At 60.7% G+C, this 14,530-nt stretch carries 16 protein-coding genes and 1 tRNA gene; 6 read left to right on the forward strand and 11 right to left on the reverse strand.

Going from position 1 to position 14,530, the window contains the following annotated elements; translation table 11 throughout:
• Positions 1 to 39 precede the first annotated feature (39 nt).
• From hisF to DYI22_RS11490, 5 genes are all read right to left on the reverse strand, one after another.
• Positions 40 to 813, reverse strand: a complete 774-nt coding sequence (hisF, locus tag DYI22_RS11470) for an imidazole glycerol phosphate synthase subunit HisF (RefSeq protein ID WP_213478188.1) — start codon at positions 811 to 813, stop codon at positions 40 to 42.
• 11 nt (positions 814 to 824) lie between these two features.
• On the reverse strand, positions 825 to 1,562 hold the full coding sequence (gene hisA / locus DYI22_RS11475; RefSeq protein ID WP_213478189.1) for a 1-(5-phosphoribosyl)-5-[(5-phosphoribosylamino)methylideneamino]imidazole-4-carboxamide isomerase: 738 nt from the start codon (positions 1,560 to 1,562) through the stop codon (positions 825 to 827).
• Positions 1,556 to 2,197 (reverse strand): imidazole glycerol phosphate synthase subunit HisH, encoded by a 642-nt coding sequence (gene hisH / locus DYI22_RS11480; protein ID WP_213478190.1) that lies wholly within the window; start codon positions 2,195 to 2,197, stop codon positions 1,556 to 1,558. The genes hisA and hisH overlap by 7 nt, the downstream gene beginning before the upstream one ends.
• Positions 2,198 to 2,225: 28 nt before the next feature.
• Positions 2,226 to 2,819 (reverse strand): imidazoleglycerol-phosphate dehydratase HisB, encoded by a 594-nt coding sequence (hisB, locus tag DYI22_RS11485; protein ID WP_213478191.1) that lies wholly within the window; start codon positions 2,817 to 2,819, stop codon positions 2,226 to 2,228.
• 114 nt (positions 2,820 to 2,933) lie between these two features.
• Positions 2,934 to 3,395 carry an SRPBCC family protein gene (locus DYI22_RS11490; protein WP_213478192.1) on the reverse strand — a complete coding sequence of 154 codons (462 nt, stop codon included), beginning with the start codon at positions 3,393 to 3,395 and terminating at the stop codon, positions 2,934 to 2,936.
• Positions 3,396 to 3,580: 185 nt separating this feature from the next.
• On the opposite strand from DYI22_RS11490, the gene DYI22_RS11495 reads away from it, so the two are divergent.
• From DYI22_RS11495 to DYI22_RS11510, 4 genes are all read left to right on the forward strand, one after another.
• Positions 3,581 to 5,818, forward strand: a complete 2,238-nt coding sequence (locus DYI22_RS11495; protein WP_213478193.1) for an AsmA family protein — start codon at positions 3,581 to 3,583, stop codon at positions 5,816 to 5,818.
• Positions 5,815 to 6,879, forward strand: coding sequence for an A/G-specific adenine glycosylase (gene mutY / locus DYI22_RS11500; protein WP_213478194.1), 1,065 nt, complete (start codon positions 5,815 to 5,817; stop codon positions 6,877 to 6,879). Before DYI22_RS11495 ends, mutY begins: the two co-directional genes overlap by 4 nt.
• Positions 6,880 to 6,970: 91 nt before the next feature.
• Positions 6,971 to 7,243 (forward strand): oxidative damage protection protein, encoded by a 273-nt coding sequence (locus tag DYI22_RS11505; protein WP_213478195.1) that lies wholly within the window; start codon positions 6,971 to 6,973, stop codon positions 7,241 to 7,243.
• 120 nt (positions 7,244 to 7,363) lie between these two features.
• Positions 7,364 to 7,439: transfer RNA gene (locus DYI22_RS11510), tRNA-Phe, on the forward strand.
• 85 nt (positions 7,440 to 7,524) lie between these two features.
• Here DYI22_RS11510 and DYI22_RS11515 read toward each other — a convergent pair.
• Entirely contained in the window at positions 7,525 to 7,680 is a 156-nt protein-coding gene (locus DYI22_RS11515) for a hypothetical protein (RefSeq protein ID WP_213478196.1), read from the reverse strand.
• An 86-nt stretch (positions 7,681 to 7,766) separates the two neighbouring features.
• On the opposite strand from DYI22_RS11515, the gene rhtB reads away from it, so the two are divergent.
• Positions 7,767 to 8,387, forward strand: a complete 621-nt coding sequence (gene rhtB, locus DYI22_RS11520; protein WP_213478197.1) for a homoserine/homoserine lactone efflux protein — start codon at positions 7,767 to 7,769, stop codon at positions 8,385 to 8,387.
• Here the strand turns inward: rhtB and DYI22_RS11525 are convergent.
• A complete protein-coding gene (locus DYI22_RS11525) occupies positions 8,384 to 9,025 on the reverse strand; it encodes a hypothetical protein (protein ID WP_213478198.1) in 642 nt (213 codons plus the stop codon). The two genes, rhtB and DYI22_RS11525, sit on opposite strands and share 4 nt — an antisense overlap.
• Before the next feature lie 126 nt (positions 9,026 to 9,151).
• On the opposite strand from DYI22_RS11525, the gene DYI22_RS11530 reads away from it, so the two are divergent.
• Positions 9,152 to 10,117 (forward strand): calcium/sodium antiporter, encoded by a 966-nt coding sequence (locus tag DYI22_RS11530; RefSeq protein ID WP_213478199.1) that lies wholly within the window; start codon positions 9,152 to 9,154, stop codon positions 10,115 to 10,117.
• 22 nt (positions 10,118 to 10,139) lie between these two features.
• On the opposite strand, the gene DYI22_RS11535 is transcribed toward DYI22_RS11530, so the two are convergent.
• The 4 genes from DYI22_RS11535 to DYI22_RS11550 all read right to left on the reverse strand — a co-directional run bounded on the left by DYI22_RS11535 (position 10,140) and on the right by DYI22_RS11550 (position 14,530).
• A complete protein-coding gene (locus DYI22_RS11535) occupies positions 10,140 to 10,577 on the reverse strand; it encodes a DUF4124 domain-containing protein (RefSeq protein WP_213478200.1) in 438 nt (145 codons plus the stop codon).
• Between the two features lie 62 nt (positions 10,578 to 10,639).
• Positions 10,640 to 11,848, reverse strand: a complete 1,209-nt coding sequence (gene glcF / locus DYI22_RS11540; protein WP_213478201.1) for a glycolate oxidase subunit GlcF — start codon at positions 11,846 to 11,848, stop codon at positions 10,640 to 10,642.
• A 152-nt stretch (positions 11,849 to 12,000) separates the two neighbouring features.
• Positions 12,001 to 13,065, reverse strand: a complete 1,065-nt coding sequence (gene glcE, locus DYI22_RS11545; protein ID WP_213478202.1) for a glycolate oxidase subunit GlcE — start codon at positions 13,063 to 13,065, stop codon at positions 12,001 to 12,003.
• Positions 13,058 to 14,530 carry an FAD-linked oxidase C-terminal domain-containing protein gene (locus tag DYI22_RS11550; RefSeq protein WP_213478203.1) on the reverse strand — a complete coding sequence of 491 codons (1,473 nt, stop codon included), beginning with the start codon at positions 14,528 to 14,530 and terminating at the stop codon, positions 13,058 to 13,060. The genes glcE and DYI22_RS11550 overlap by 8 nt, the downstream gene beginning before the upstream one ends.

The following is a 14,530-nucleotide window of genomic DNA, read 5'->3' on the forward strand; positions in this document are numbered from 1 at the left end:
GCTTGTCGGATTACGGCGTAGCCTAATCCGACCTACGGTTTACTCGCGAACTTCAATACCTTGCGCTTTCATAAAAGCCTTCGCTTCCGGAATCGTGTGCTGGCCGAAATGAAAGATCGACGCCGCCAGCACCGCATCCGCCCCGCCCTCGGTTACACCGTCAGCCAGATGCTGTAACTCGCCTACGCCGCCGGAGGCAATCACCGGTACCGACACCGCATCGCTGACCGCACGGGTGAGCCCGAGATCAAAACCGATCTTGGTGCCATCCCGGTCCATACTGGTCAGCAACAACTCGCCGGCGCCCAGCTCGGTCATTTTCCTGGCCCATTCCACCGCGTCCAGGCCGGTAGGCTTACGGCCGCCGTGAGTAAAGATTTCCCAGCGCGGGGCCTCCCCCTCCGCCGACACTCGTTTGGCGTCGATGGCTACCACAATGCACTGGCGCCCGAAGCGTTCGGCCGCCTCGCGGACAAACTCCGGATTGAACACAGCCGCGGTGTTGATGGAGACCTTGTCAGCGCCGGCGTTCAGCAGCTTGCGGATATCGTCTACGGTGCGCACGCCACCGCCCACGGTCAACGGAATGAACACCTGGCTGGCCATGCGCTCCACGGTTTCGTAGGTGGTGTCGCGGCTTTCGTGGCTGGCGGTTATGTCCAGGAAGGTGATCTCGTCTGCGCCCTGCTCGTTGTACTTGCGGGCCACTTCCACCGGGTCGCCGGCGTCGCGGATATCCACGAAGTTTACGCCTTTGACCACGCGGCCCTTGTCCACGTCGAGGCAGGGAATGATGCGTTTGGCCAGTGCCATCGTCGGTATCCTTATGCCTTGAGGCTGTCGCAGTAGGCCTGGGCCTCTGCCACATCCAGCGTGCCCTCGTAGATGGCGCGACCGGTGATGGCGCCAAGGATGCCCTTGTCAGCCACGGTGGCCAGGCGCTTGAGGTCGTCCATGTTGGTAACGCCACCAGAGGCGATTACCGGAATGCCGCCGGCTTCCGCCAGCGCCGCCGTGGCTTCCACGTTCACGCCCTGCATCATGCCGTCGCGGCTGATGTCGGTGTAGACGATGGAATCCACGCCGTCGTTGGCAAAGCGCTTGGCCAGATCGGTGGCCATCACTTCCGACACTTCGGCCCAGCCGTCGGTGGCAACGCGACCGTCTTTGGCGTCCAACCCCACGATGATGTGGCCCGGGAATTTCTTGCACATCTCGGTGACGAACTCGGGCTCTTTCACGGCTTTGGTACCGATAATGACCCACTGCACGCCGGCCTTCAGATAGGCCTCAATGGTTTCGGCAGAACGGATGCCGCCGCCGATCTGGATCGGCAGGTCCGGATACTTGCGGGCGATGGCCTGAACAATTTCGCCGTTCACCGGCTCACCGGCGAACGCGCCGTTCAGATCCACCAGGTGCAGGCGGCGGGCGCCGGCTTCCACCCAGCGGGTCGCCATATCAACCGGGTCGTCACCAAATACGGTGGAATCGTCCATGCGACCCTGGCGCAGGCGAACGCATTTGCCGTCTTTCAGATCAATGGCGGGGATAATCAGCATGTTCCGGTCCAGTCAGTAAAGTTTTTCAGTAACTGCAGCCCCGCCCGGGCGCTTTTCTCCGGGTGGAACTGCGCTGCAAAAATATTGTCTTTCGCCACCGCAGCGGCCAGATCCACACCGTAGTGGCTGCGGCCGGCAATCTCGGCGTTGCCCTCGGCCTCGGCGTAGTAGCTGTGCACGAAGTAGAAACGGTCGCCGTCTGGAATGCCGTGCCAGAGCGGATGATCGATGGTCTGGTAGACCTCATTCCACCCCATGTGAGGCACCTTCAGGCGCTCACCGCGCTCGGTCAGGTTGTCGCCGAAATAGCGCACCTGTGAGGGGAACAGCCCGATGCAGTCAACGCCACCGTTCTCTTCGCTGCGGGACATCAGTGCCTGCATGCCCACGCAGATGCCCAGGAACGGACGGTCCTGCGACACTTCACGCACCAGGGTATCGACACCCAGGCGGCGAATCTCGGCCATGCAGTCGCGGATGGCGCCAACCCCGGGCAAGATAACCCGGTCGGCTTCGCGGATGGTGTCGGCGTTGTCAGTGACCAGTACGGTGGCGTCAGGGGCAACGTGCTCGACCGCCTTTTTGGCAGAGTGCAGGTTGCCCATGCCGTAGTCGATGATGGCAACGGTTTTCATGATTGATGCGGTGTCCTTGGATGACCGTTTACAGAGAGCCTTTGGTCGACGGGGTAATGCCCGCCATGCGCTCGTCCATCTCGATAGCCATGCGCAGTGCACGGCCGAAAGCCTTGAATACCGTTTCGATCTGGTGGTGGGTATTCTTGCCCTTCAGGTTATCGATGTGCAGGGTCACCATGGAATGGTTCACGAAGCCGTGGAAGAATTCCTCAAACAGGTCCACATCAAAACCGCCGACGGCACCACGGGTATAAGGAACGTCCATCATCAGGCCAGGACGGCCGGAAAGGTCGATCACCACTCGGGACAGCGCCTCGTCCAGCGGCACATAGGCATGGCCGTAGCGACGGATGCCTTTCTTGTCACCCACCGCCTGCTTGAAGGCCTGCCCCAAGGTGATACCGATGTCTTCCACGGTGTGGTGGTCATCGATGTGCAGGTCACCTTTGGAGACAATGTTCAGATCCACCAGCCCGTGGCGGGCGATCTGGTCCATCATGTGCTCCAGAAACGGCACACCGGTGTCGAAGGACGACTGTCCGGTACCGTCCAGATTGATCTCAACGGTGATCTGGGTTTCGAGGGTATTTCTTTCTACCCGAGCCTTGCGTTCGGCCATGGGGACTCCAAGTCATGAATGGGCAAAATGCCGGAAACTGATGATTCGCGGATTATACCTTTTCTGAATCCCGGAGTCCCACAATGGGCTTTATGGCGTTGATAGCCGACTCGCTCAGAAGGCTTTCTTCAGGTTGTTCATGTAGGTGTCCACCAGGCTGTTGAACTCATGCTTGATGACCGGGCTGATGGCCAGCTTCAGCAGGCTCGGCAGCGGCACGGTAAGCTCGGCGCTGGTCTGGAATTTCACCGCGGTGGCCTTGTCGCCTGCGGCTTTCACCGTCCACGACCCACGCACCACACCATTACCCTCGCCTTTCACCGGCTCCCAGGTAATCCTGCCGTTGTCTTTGTCGGCGGCGTATTTACAGGCGTACACGGACTGGATGGCGTGCTTGTCGACGCCCACTTTTTCCATTTCCCAGCGGTAGGTGTTGTCGCCCAGGTCGACCAGCTTGTCCACTTTCGGGAAGTGACTTGCAGAACGGGGCACATCGGCCAACAGATCGAACACTTCGTCGTAACCGCCCGGTATTTCGAGTTCCCGGTTCAGCTCGATCGATACGGTGATAGCCACAGCCAGCTCCTTTTTATCGTTGTAACGTAGTCATGATGACAGTGTGAAAATCAGAGCGCCTATTTTGGCCTATCACTAACGTATTGTCATACATCGGCGCTTTTATTTTGTTACCCCTGCGTTATCCTTAGGTCAGTTTACATTGCGGCGCCCGAACGCATAAAAAATGGAAGGAAGCCTGAATTATGAAAGCTGTTCGCTATATTGCCCTCGGTATTGTTGGCCTTATTGTGCTGGCGATTGCCGCCGTGGCGATCGCCGTCATGGTGATCGATCCCAACACCTACAAGCCGCAAATCGAGAAAGCCGCTGAAGATGCCACCAATCTTGACCTGATCCTCGAGGGCGACATCGGCTGGTCGTTCATTCCCCTGGGCCTCGAGCTCAATGACGTGGAAGCCACCCTGGAAGGCGAACGCTTTGTGCGCCTGGATCAACTGGTGGCCCAGGTGAATTTCTGGTCACTGATCACCATGTCGCCGCAGGTGAACACCTTCCTGCTTGACGGCCTCGATGCCCGCCTGAACGTGGACAAGGACGGCAACGGCAACTGGACACGGGTCATGCCGGAAGGCGATGCAGCGCCGGAAGAAGAAACCGCAGCTGCTGAAGAAGAGCCGGCCGCGCCCGAGACAACCGACGATGCCGCCGCGGACCGCGAACCGCTGAACTTCAACGTCGAGAACGTGCAGATCAGCAACGCCCAGATTCACTACAATGACGAGAGCACCGGCCAGTCTGTCACCCTCGAGGACTTCACGGTCAACGCCAGCGAAATTACCCTTGGCAGCAGCTTCCCCCTGGATGTCAGCTTCCACTTCGAAACCAACCAGCCCCAGTTCGCCGTGGACGGCCGGCTCAATGCCCGCCTTGCCGCCAACGAAGCCCTCAACGAATTCGGCATCTCGGATCTGGAAGCGGTGTTCGACATGAATGGCGAACCCTTTGGCGGCAATGCCGTTACCGCCGAACTGGCTGGCGCCATCGAAGCCAATCTGGAGAACGAAACCGCCACCATCAATGGTTTCACCGCCAGCCTCGCGGACCTGACCCTGAATACCGATCTGGCGGTCAACGGCTTCGGTGACAACCCGGAGCTCAAGGGCACCGTAAGCATCGACCAGTTCTCCCTGAAGAAGCTGCTGGCGGCACTGGGACAGCCCGCCATTGAAACCGAAGATCCAGAGGTGCTCGAAGCCGTCGCGCTCTCCACCAACATTGGCGGCCCGGCGGGCACCGTGGAACTGAGCGACCTGTCGATCACGCTGGACGACACCACCTTCACCGGCGGCGGCAGCTACACTTTGAGCAACAGCGCGGTGGCCCTCAACCTTCAGGGTGATGCCATCAATGCTGACCGCTATCTGCCGCCAACCGCGGAAGAAGGTGAATCCGGCGCGGGTGAGTCGTCCCAGGACGACGAAAGCAGTGGGCAAACCAGCTCGGCGCCCGCCACCGCAAGCGCCGCAGAGGAATCCGACCTGTTGCCTTTGGAAACGCTGCGCACCCTGCTGCTGGACATCGACCTTGGCCTGGGCGAACTGATCATCAGCAACCTCAACATCCAGGAGATCAAATCCTCGATTACCGCCAAAGAAGGCCTGATGAAAGTGGACGAATTCAGCGGCAAGCTCTACTACGGCAGCTTCGATGCCAACGTGACCCTGGATGCCCGCAGCAACAACCCGAGCTGGGCCATCGGCTCCAAGGTAACAAACGTGCAGACGCTGCCGCTGCTTACCGATCTGGCCGAAATCGATATGCTTTCCGGTGGCGCCAACCTCAATGTCGACATCAAAACCACCGGCAACCGGGTGTCCACCCTGAGAGAGAACGCCAACGGCGAGATCAGCTTCAACCTCGCCGAGGGCGAGTTCCGCCAGATGAACCTGACCCGCATGGCCTGCCAGGGCATTGCACTGGCCAACCAGGAAAGCCTGAGCGCCACCGACTGGGGTACCACCACGCCGTTTAACGACATGAAGGGCACTCTGATCATCGACGGCAACACCCTCAACAACACGGATCTGGTTGCGGCCCTTGCCGGCATGCGCTTGGAGGGCGATGGCACTGTCGATCTGCAACAAACGGAACTGGACTACGAAATCGGCCTGAGAGTCGTTGGTGAGATTCACCGCGACGAAGCCTGCCGCGTCACCGAGTATGTCAAAGACGTGGTCATCCCCGTGGAGTGCCGCGGCAACTTCTCTGAAGACCCAGCGGGACTGTGCTCCTTCGATGGCTCGCGTTTCCGTGACACCCTGAAGGACATTGCAGCCAACGCCGCACGAGCGAAGGTGCAGGAGGAAACCGAACGCGCCAAGGCCAAGGCGGAAGAGAAGGTTCGCGAGAAAATCGACGAGCAGCTGGGCGAGGAAGGCGAAAAGCTTAAAGACGCCGTGAAAGGCCTGTTCAACCGATGAGCGACCGCTTTGCCCGGGACCTACTGGCATGGTATGACCAGCACGGCAGGCACGACCTGCCGTGGCATCACAACCGCAATGCCTACCGGGTGTGGGTGTCGGAAATCATGCTGCAGCAAACCCAGGTGACAACCGTCATTCCCTACTTCGAAGCCTTTATGCAGCGCTTTCCGGATGTGCAGGCGCTGGCCGCTGCGCCCGAAGACGACGTGCTCAGCCACTGGTCCGGCCTTGGCTACTATGCCCGCGCCCGCAACCTGCAAAAAGCCGCCAGAACGGTAGTAGACGAGTTCGGCGGTGAATTTCCCGCGGATCAGGGCCAACTGGAGTCCCTCACCGGTATTGGCCGCTCCACGGCCGCCGCCATTCTGGCCCAGGCCTTCGGCAAACGCGCGGCGATTCTCGATGGCAACGTCAAACGGGTACTGGCCCGCTACCATGCGGTGCCGGGCTGGCCCGGGCAAACCAGCGTGCTGAATGCGCTGTGGACCCACGCCGAGCACCACACCCCCGACAGCCGCGTGCGCGACTACACCCAGGCCATCATGGATCTCGGCGCCATGGTGTGCACCCGCTCCCGACCGAAATGCGAGCAATGCCCGCTGCAAGACGGCTGCACCGCCTACGCGAAGAGTGAGGTCAGCCTGTACCCCGGCGCCAAGCCCAAGAAAGCCAAGCCGGAGAAGACCACCTGGATGCTCATCCTTGAAGACGATCAGGGCCGCATACTGCTGGAAAGACGCCCGCCCAGCGGCATCTGGGGCGGCCTGTGGAGCCTGCCGGAACTGGACCCGGCACTGGGTGCGGACGAACTGCCGGAGGCCTGCGGGCAAACCTTCGGCTTCGACTGCGGCGACGCCGAACTGATGAGCGGCTTCCGCCACACCTTCAGTCACTACCACCTGCACATCCAGCCCGCCCGGCTCCAGGTTGCCGCGGCATCGGCCGTGGCCGACCACAGCCAGCAACGCTGGCTGCACCGGGATGAAGCCCTCACCCTCGGCCTGCCGGCACCGATCCGCAACCTGCTGACCAATCCCGAACAGGCCACCCTGATCTGACCCGTGGCAGATCTGTTATCATCGCTCCGTCAGTCATAGCACGTCAGTCACAGCGCCGCGTTAACCGGCGCCCGATTCAACAGGAACCGATATGAGTCGCACCGTTTTCTGCCGCAAGTACCAGCAAGAACTGGAAGGCCTGGACTTCCCCCCGATGCCCGGCAAGAAAGGCCAGGAGATCTGGGAAAACGTCTCGAAGAAAGCCTGGGAAGAATGGCAGCACCAGCAGACCATGCTGATCAACGAAAAGCACCTGAGCCTGATGGACCCGAACACCCGCAAATACCTGCAGGCGCAGATGGAGCGCTTCTTCAACAATGAGCCGTTCGAAAAGGCCGAAGGCTACGTGCCACCGGAGCAATAAGCGCGATTGATCAAAGCCTGATCAACCGGCAAAAGATCCGGAAATTTTTGGCTCACAGCCTTGACTCAAAACAGTGAAACCGGTTTAATAGCGCCCCGTTGCACAGCAGACGTGTAGCACGCCCGGATAGCTCAGTTGGTAGAGCAGGGGATTGAAAATCCCCGTGTCGGTGGTTCGATTCCGCCTCCGGGCACCATTAAGAATTCTGATGAAGCCCGCCTTGTGCGGGCTTTGTTGTTTCTGGTTTTCGGGAAAAGCACTTTCGTAAAACAGCCCTCTATTCAGGCAGCCTTGCGAAAACCCTCTACCCGCACCACCTTGTCCCGCTGTCGCTTATACTTGCTCTTGTCCTCAACCACCCGCATTCGGTATTTCGGGGTTTTCAGGTCGCGCTTGGCCGCGCTTTCCTGAGTGGGTTTTGCCTGTTTTCTGGCCATGATAATTTTTCCTTTTGTCGCTATCCTGTCTTTGCGATGGCAGTTTAGCACTTCCATCTGACTCTTCAGCATCGGGACCATAAGCAATGTCACTCACGCTCTGGCTGACCTTTACGGTGGCCGCTATTCTGATCAGCCTCTCGCCGGGAGCCGGCGCGGTGAACACCATGAGCAACGGGCTGCGCTATGGCGTACGCCAGTCGATGCCGGCCATCCTTGGATTGCAGCTGGGCTACGGTGCGCAGATCCTGCTGGTGGGTGCGGGACTGGGTGCGCTGGTGGCGTCGTCGGTGTGGGCACTCGCCATCATCAAGTGGCTGGGTGTTGCCTATCTCATCTGGCTGGGCGTTCAGAAATGGCGGGAACCGGTCGGTGTTGGCGCCGTCGAGGACCAGCCACTGGCGAGTGGCCGCAGCCGTTTCTGGCAATCGGCGCTGGTGAACCTGACCAATCCCAAGGCCACGGTGTTTCTGGTGGCGCTGTTTCCGCAGTTTCTGGTGGCCGGCCAGCCCCATGGGCCGCAACTGGTCGCCATGGGGACAACGCTGATTCTGGTGGACTGCCTGGTCATGCTGGGTTACGCCCTGCTCGCCAGCCAGCTGTTCCGGTTTATGACCACCCCTGAGCGCCAGCGACAGATGAACCGTGTGTTCGGCGGTTTGTTTGTCACCGCCGCCGTCGCCCTGGCCAGCTTCAAACGCAGCTAGTCTTCCGCCTGCTCCGAATTTTCCGATTCGCTGCGCCCGACGTTCTTCGGGCGCAGCTCCTCTTCAATCCAGGTACGCACTTCTTTCTTATCCCGGCGCCGGGTTAGCTGTTCGGTATAGATATTCTTGGGGTAAATTTCCGAATCGCCATTGTGCCGCAGGTAGAAGCGACGCCGAACGCCAATCGGATGCTTGCTGGGGCCGTGGACCACGGCCGCCCGCAGTTCCATTTCCTGCACGCATTCCAGCAACTCGCCCGCACCGTCATCCTCACTGCGGTGGCCAAGAATGATGTCGCGGAAACTGCCCAGAACCAGATAGCCGCCGGGCTGGATCGGCCCCTGGCGCAGACTCTCCTGGATATTGCGGTCGTCAGCGGTCACCCGGTCGTACTTGGTGACTGTGAAAAGCGTCTCTTCGCCTTTTTCGTTCTTGGTGACTGCCTGCACGCATTGCAGGTGCACCGGCTCCTGCCCCATATTGACCAGCAGGCAGGGCGCGTCGGGGCTTTCATTCTGGGCGTGGTGAATCACCAGGTAGGCCCTGTTACCCCGTTTGTACTGCAGAAAAAAGAGCTGGAAATAGACCACCCATACCAGTGCCATAATGGCGCTGCTCACGGATCCCAATATATCCATATGCACTCTCCCTTTTTCTCTGGATCGTAAACAGTATTGGCGCTGCTTTGCCAATTGCAAATGAATGCCCGTTAACCGCAAACTGGCCCTGTCGCTTCCGACATTCCGATTCCACAAGGATCACTTATGCTTACTGCCCTGCTTGCAATTGCAGCCGGCCTCGCCCTGCTGGTGTGGAGTGCCGACCGTTTTGTGGAAGGGGCGGCCGTAACCGCAGGCCACTTCGGAATGCCGCCACTGCTGATCGGTATGGTGGTGGTGGGCTTTGGCACCTCGGCGCCGGAAATGGTGGTCTCGGCCCTTGCCGCTACCCAGGGGAACCCGGGGCTGGCGCTGGGCAACGCCTATGGTTCGAACATCACCAACATTGCGCTGATTCTCGGCATCACCGCGCTGATCAGTCCGATTGCGGTGCACTCCCAGGTGATGCGCAAGGAGCTGCCGATTCTGGCGCTGATCACCCTGCTGGCGTTCTGGCAACTGTGGGATGGCATGCTGAGTTTCGTCGACGCGCTGGTACTGATCGCGGTGTTTTTCGGCTTGCTGGCCTGGTCTATTCGCCAGGGCATGACCCGGAAAACGGACGCCTTGGGCATTGAGGTGGAGGCAGAACTCAAGGTGCATGACATGCCCGTGCGCAAAGCCGTGCTCTGGCTGATCGTGGGCCTGCTACTGCTGATTGTCAGTTCCCGCGTTCTGGTGTGGGGTGCGGTGGATCTGGCCTCGGCATTCGGTGTCAGCGATCTGATCATCGGCCTCACCATTGTCGCGGTGGGCACCTCGCTGCCGGAGCTGGCGTCATCGGTGATCGCGGCACGCAAGGGCGAACACGATCTGGCCCTTGGCAACATTCTTGGCTCCAACCTGTTCAACACCCTCGCCGTGGTGGGCATTGCCGGACTTATCTCCCCGATGGCGGTAGCGCCCGAGGTGCTGAGCCGTGACCTGGTGGTGATGGCAGCGCTGACCCTGTCCCTCTTTGCGCTCGGCTACGGGTTTCGTGGCCCGGGCCGCATCAACCGCATCGAAGGCGGCCTGCTGCTCGCCTGCTTCGTCGGGTATACGGCTTATCTGGTGACCACCGCCTTCTGATCCGCCCGATGGAGTGCCGCGATTATTGCAGCAGGCATTCGCGGCTGAGGGCCTGGGCCACTTTCCGCCGCTGGCGCCGCAGGCTGTTGCCCCGGTCGTTGCTGTAGCCGGCACGAAGCTGTTGCTGAATGCGATCGAGGCGCTTGCGATACCCGGCACACTGTTTTTCATTGGCGGCCGCGACCTTCGGACTGTTCGTTGAAGGCCGGCTACGGGACGGCGTATCCAGACTGCGGCTTACGCTTTCGCGAATTTTGCTGACCCGTCGCCCCTGTTCCAGGTTTTCTGACATGGGCACCACCGAGGGCGGCTTCAGGGTTACGGCCTGATGGGTCTGATTAGCGGGCCTGGTGTCGGTGTAATGCACCACGCCCTGCTTATCGGTCCAGGTGTACAGGCCGGCAAGGGCGGGTGATGACAATAATGTGGATAACAGTAATAGCGCCATAGTCCCTGGCATAGGATTCCACTCCCTGTGGGTTCCAGATTAGGCCGTGCACTATAGCAGATTTACTGACTGATTTACTGATCCAGCAACTCGATCCAATGCTGGACCGGGACAGAGGACTTGGTTTCCAGGTGCATCTGGCAACCGATGTTGGCGGTGACGATACGATCAGGATTGTCGACGGTCAGCGCGGCGAGTTTGTTACCCAGCAGCCGCTGGCTGAGTTCCGGCTGGAGTACCGAATAGGTGCCGGCCGAGCCGCAACACAGGTGTTTGTCTTTGGTGGCCGCGAGGGTTACCCCTGCCCGGGTCAGCACCTGCTCCACCACGCCGCTCTGTTTCATCGCGTGCTGCAGTGTGCAGGGGCAATGGAACGCCACTTTGCCGGGATTCTGGGTTACCTTGAGTTTGTCCAGGTCCTGTTGCAGCAGGAACGCGCCCAGATCGATGGTCAGTTCACTGACCCTCTGGGCCTTGGCGGCGTAGACCGGGTCGTCTTTCAACAGGTGACCGTAGTCCTGCACCATGGCACCGCAACCGGAGGCGGTCATGATGATGGCTTCCGCCCCCGCTTCGATGGCGGGCCACCAGGCGTCGATGTTCTGACGCATGCGCTCGAGGCCTTTCTCATGTTCAGAGAGGTGGTAATTGACGGCGCCACAGCAGCCGGCTTCCGGCGCTTCCACCATGGTGATGCCGAGGCGATCGAGCACGCGGGCAGCGGCGGCGTTGGTGTTGGGGGTGGCTGATGGCTGCACACAACCGGCCAGCGCCAGTACCACGCGGTTATGGCTGGCGCTGGGCCAGGGGCTGGCCTCTTTTCTGGGGGGTACCTTGGTGCGCAGTGCCTGCGGCAAAGCCGGACGGAATGTTTGCCCGAGGCGCAGCAGGAAGCCAAACAGTTTTCGGTTGGGGATCACCCGGGCGAGGGCCCAGCGTACCCACTTTTCTTTTGGCGGCCGCGGCATTTCCTGTTCCATCAGGCCACGGCTGATGTCCACCAGTCGGCCATACTGCACGCCGGAGGGACAGGTGGTCTCGCAGCTGCGGCAGGTGAGGCAGCGATCCAGGTGTTCGCGGGTTTTTTCGGTGACTTCCTGGCCCTCAAGGAACATTTTCATCAGGTAGATACGGCCGCGGGGGCCGTCGCGCTCGTCATTGAGCTCCTGGTATGTGGGACAGGTGGCGGTGCAGAAGCCACAGTGGACGCAGGCCCGCAGGATGGATTCGGCCTCCTGTCCTTCTTTGGTATTGGCAAATTGCTGTACTAGATTCGTTTGCATGGTTTACCTATAAGTTCGGTGCTCAAGCGCCTGCCTGCCCCTGTTCTGAAACACGCTACAAGCACATCCATGTGCGCTTGGGCTCCGCCATCCATGGCTCCGCACAGTTTCAGAACAGCGCCAGCCAGGCGCTTCCCGGACATCTCCGTTGACTACAACCAGCTGTAAAGCCGTCCCGGGTTGAATATGCCGTCAGGGTCGAACGAGTTTTTTACCCGGCGTTGAATGCCTCGCAGCGCCTCTGGCAGATGGTGCATAACCTCGCCTTCGCGATCACCACCACGGAACAGGCTGACTTGGCCGCCGGCTGCTTTCGCCAGGGCTTCCATCTTCCTGATCTCACCGGCGCCCCGATACCATCGCTGTGAGCCGGCCCAGTCGATCAGCCAGGGGCCCTCGAGCGCCGGGGTGACGGCGGTGGAGCCGATGGAGAAGCGCCATAACGGATCGTCACCGGTGAAGAAGTCGTGCTGCATGTCCTGGATCTGGCGCCAGAAGTGTTCGCCGCTTTCCATCACCTCACCGCTCCATTTTTCGGCAGTGGCTTCCACCGCAGAGCGGGCGCCGGACAGGCGCAGGTACACTTTGCCATCGTGCCAGCAGGCGGCGGTGATGGGTTTTGGTTCGGCGGCGCGGCTGTTCATGTAATGGATGACGTCTTCCATCGCCATGTCCTGCACCAGGGTCAGGGTGGCGGCGGGTTTGGGCACCACTTTCATGCTGATTTCGGTCATCACGCCGAGGGTGCCCAGGGCTCCGGCCTGCAGGCGGGAAACGTCGTAACCGGCAACGTTTTTCATGACCTGGCCACCGAAACGCAGGTGTTCACCTTTGCCGTTGATCAGCCGCACACCAAGGACCTGATCACGCACCGAGCCGGCCCAGGGGCGGCCGGGGCCGGAGAGGTTGCAGGCCAGGGTGCCGCCGATGGTGGCACCGTCTCCGAAATGGGGCGGCTCAAAGTGCAGCACCTGCCCTTCTTCGGCCAGGATGGCTTCGATTTCAGTCAATGTGGTGCCGGCCCGTACAGTGAGCACCAGTTCCACCGGGTGGTAGTCGACGATGCCGCTGTGCCCGGCCACGTCGAGCGTACCGGCGTCCGGGTCGGCGGTACGGCCCATGAAGGCTTTGGTGCCGCCACCGACAATGTTGAGTTTGTGCCCGGCATTGCGGGCCTGGAGCACCTGCTCCTGAAGTTGTTGGGAAATATCAGCCATGGGCGGCTTCCGTATGGTCGTGCTGGTGTTGTTTGTGTTCCAGTGAGCGGTATTCCTGGCAGAACCGCAGGGCGGGAACGCCCTTGCCGGGGTTGAGAATGCCGGCGGGGTCGAACGCGGCTTTGACGTCGTGGAACTGTTGCAGTTCCTCATCGTTGAACTGCACCGCCATCTGGCGGATTTTTTCCACGCCCACGCCATGCTCGCCGGTGATGCAGCCGCCCACTTCCACGCAGAGAGAGAGGATGCTGCTGCCGAAAGCTTCGGTGCGTTCAAACTCGCCCGGCACGTTGGCATCGAACAGGATCAGCGGGTGCAGGTTGCCGTCACCGGCGTGGAAGACGTTGGCCACGCGCAGGCCGAACCGTTCGGACATCTGCTCCATCTGCGTCAGTACGTTGGCAATTTCCCGACGCGGGATGGTGCCGTCCATGCAGTAGTAATCCGGAGAGATACGGCCCACCGCCGGGAACGCGGACTTGCGCCCCTTCCACAACAAGGCGCGCTCCTCCTCGCTCTGGGAGGTGCGCACGGAGGTGGCGCCCAGTTTGCGGAACACCTCTTCCGCCTGGGCAATGTGCTCAACCACTTCTTCTTCGGTGCCATCCACCTCACACAGCAGCAGTGCCTTGGCATCTCGCGGGTAGCCCGCCTGGGCAAAATCGTCCGCCGCCACGATGGCGTGGCCGTCCATCATTTCCAGGCCGCCGGGTATGATGCCGTGGGCAATAATGCCGCCCACCGCATCACCGCCCTTCTGCACGCTGTCGAAACCGGCCATGACCACCCGGGCCACCTCCGGCTTGGGCAGCAGCTTGACCTTCACTTCGGTCACCACGCCCAGCAGGCCTTCGGAGCCGGTCATCAGCGCCAGCAAATCCATGCCGCAACTGTCGAGGCCGTCGCTGCCAACGGTGACCACATCGCCCTCGGCGGTCACCATTTCCACGCTGAGGATGTTGTGCACGGTCAGGCCATACTTCAGGCAGTGCACGCCACCGGAGTTCTCGGCGACGTTGCCGCCGATGGTGCAGGCGATCTGCGACGAGGGGTCCGGGCCATAGTAGAGCCCGTATTGCGCGGCTTCGTCACTGATTGCCAGATTACGCACACCGGGCTGGAGCCGCGCGGTGCGGGCCAGCGGATCGATCTCGATGATGCGGTTGAACTTGGCCAGCGACAGCACCACGCCCTCCTTGTTGGGCATGGCGCCGGCACTGAGCCCGGTGCCGGCGCCACGGGCCACCACCGGCACCGCGTTTTCATTGCAGATGCGCATCACCCGCTGCACCTGTTCCACGGTTTCCGGCAGCACCACCAGCAACGGCATCTCGCAATACATGGACATGCCGTCGCATTCGTAGGGCTTCATGGTTTCGTCATCGGTGATGACGAAGTCCGGGTCGATGAACGCCCGGAACTGCTCAGCCAGCTCGGCTTTGCTGACTTTTGGCTTGGTAGTCAT

This window comes from Marinobacter lipolyticus (genome assembly GCF_018424605.1).
GTDB classification, from domain to species: Bacteria; Pseudomonadota; Gammaproteobacteria; order Pseudomonadales; family Oleiphilaceae; genus Marinobacter; species Marinobacter lipolyticus_B.

Bases quoted from the DNA above. Each gene is read 5' to 3' on its own strand.
- DYI22_RS11535 (WP_213478200.1), bottom strand. From the start codon at position 10,577: ATGCCAGGGACTATGGCGCTATTACTGTTATCCACATTATTGTCATCA.
- hisA (WP_213478189.1), bottom strand. From the start codon at position 1,562: ATGCTGATTATCCCCGCCATTGATCTGAAAGACGGCAAATGCGTTCGC.
- hisH (WP_213478190.1), bottom strand. From the start codon at position 2,197: ATGAAAACCGTTGCCATCATCGACTACGGCATGGGCAACCTGCACTCT.
- glcE (WP_213478202.1), bottom strand. From the start codon at position 13,065: ATGGCTGATATTTCCCAACAACTTCAGGAGCAGGTGCTCCAGGCCCGC.
- rhtB (WP_213478197.1), top strand. From the start codon at position 7,767: ATGTCACTCACGCTCTGGCTGACCTTTACGGTGGCCGCTATTCTGATC.
- DYI22_RS11525 (WP_213478198.1), bottom strand. From the start codon at position 9,025: ATGGATATATTGGGATCCGTGAGCAGCGCCATTATGGCACTGGTATGG.
- DYI22_RS11495 (WP_213478193.1), top strand. From the start codon at position 3,581: ATGAAAGCTGTTCGCTATATTGCCCTCGGTATTGTTGGCCTTATTGTG.
- hisB (WP_213478191.1), bottom strand. From the start codon at position 2,819: ATGGCCGAACGCAAGGCTCGGGTAGAAAGAAATACCCTCGAAACCCAG.
- mutY (WP_213478194.1), top strand. From the start codon at position 5,815: ATGAGCGACCGCTTTGCCCGGGACCTACTGGCATGGTATGACCAGCAC.
- hisF (WP_213478188.1), bottom strand. From the start codon at position 813: ATGGCACTGGCCAAACGCATCATTCCCTGCCTCGACGTGGACAAGGGC.
- glcF (WP_213478201.1), bottom strand. From the start codon at position 11,848: ATGCAAACGAATCTAGTACAGCAATTTGCCAATACCAAAGAAGGACAG.
- DYI22_RS11550 (WP_213478203.1), bottom strand. From the start codon at position 14,530: ATGACTACCAAGCCAAAAGTCAGCAAAGCCGAGCTGGCTGAGCAGTTC.
- DYI22_RS11530 (WP_213478199.1), top strand. From the start codon at position 9,152: ATGCTTACTGCCCTGCTTGCAATTGCAGCCGGCCTCGCCCTGCTGGTG.
- DYI22_RS11505 (WP_213478195.1), top strand. From the start codon at position 6,971: ATGAGTCGCACCGTTTTCTGCCGCAAGTACCAGCAAGAACTGGAAGGC.
- DYI22_RS11515 (WP_213478196.1), bottom strand. From the start codon at position 7,680: ATGGCCAGAAAACAGGCAAAACCCACTCAGGAAAGCGCGGCCAAGCGC.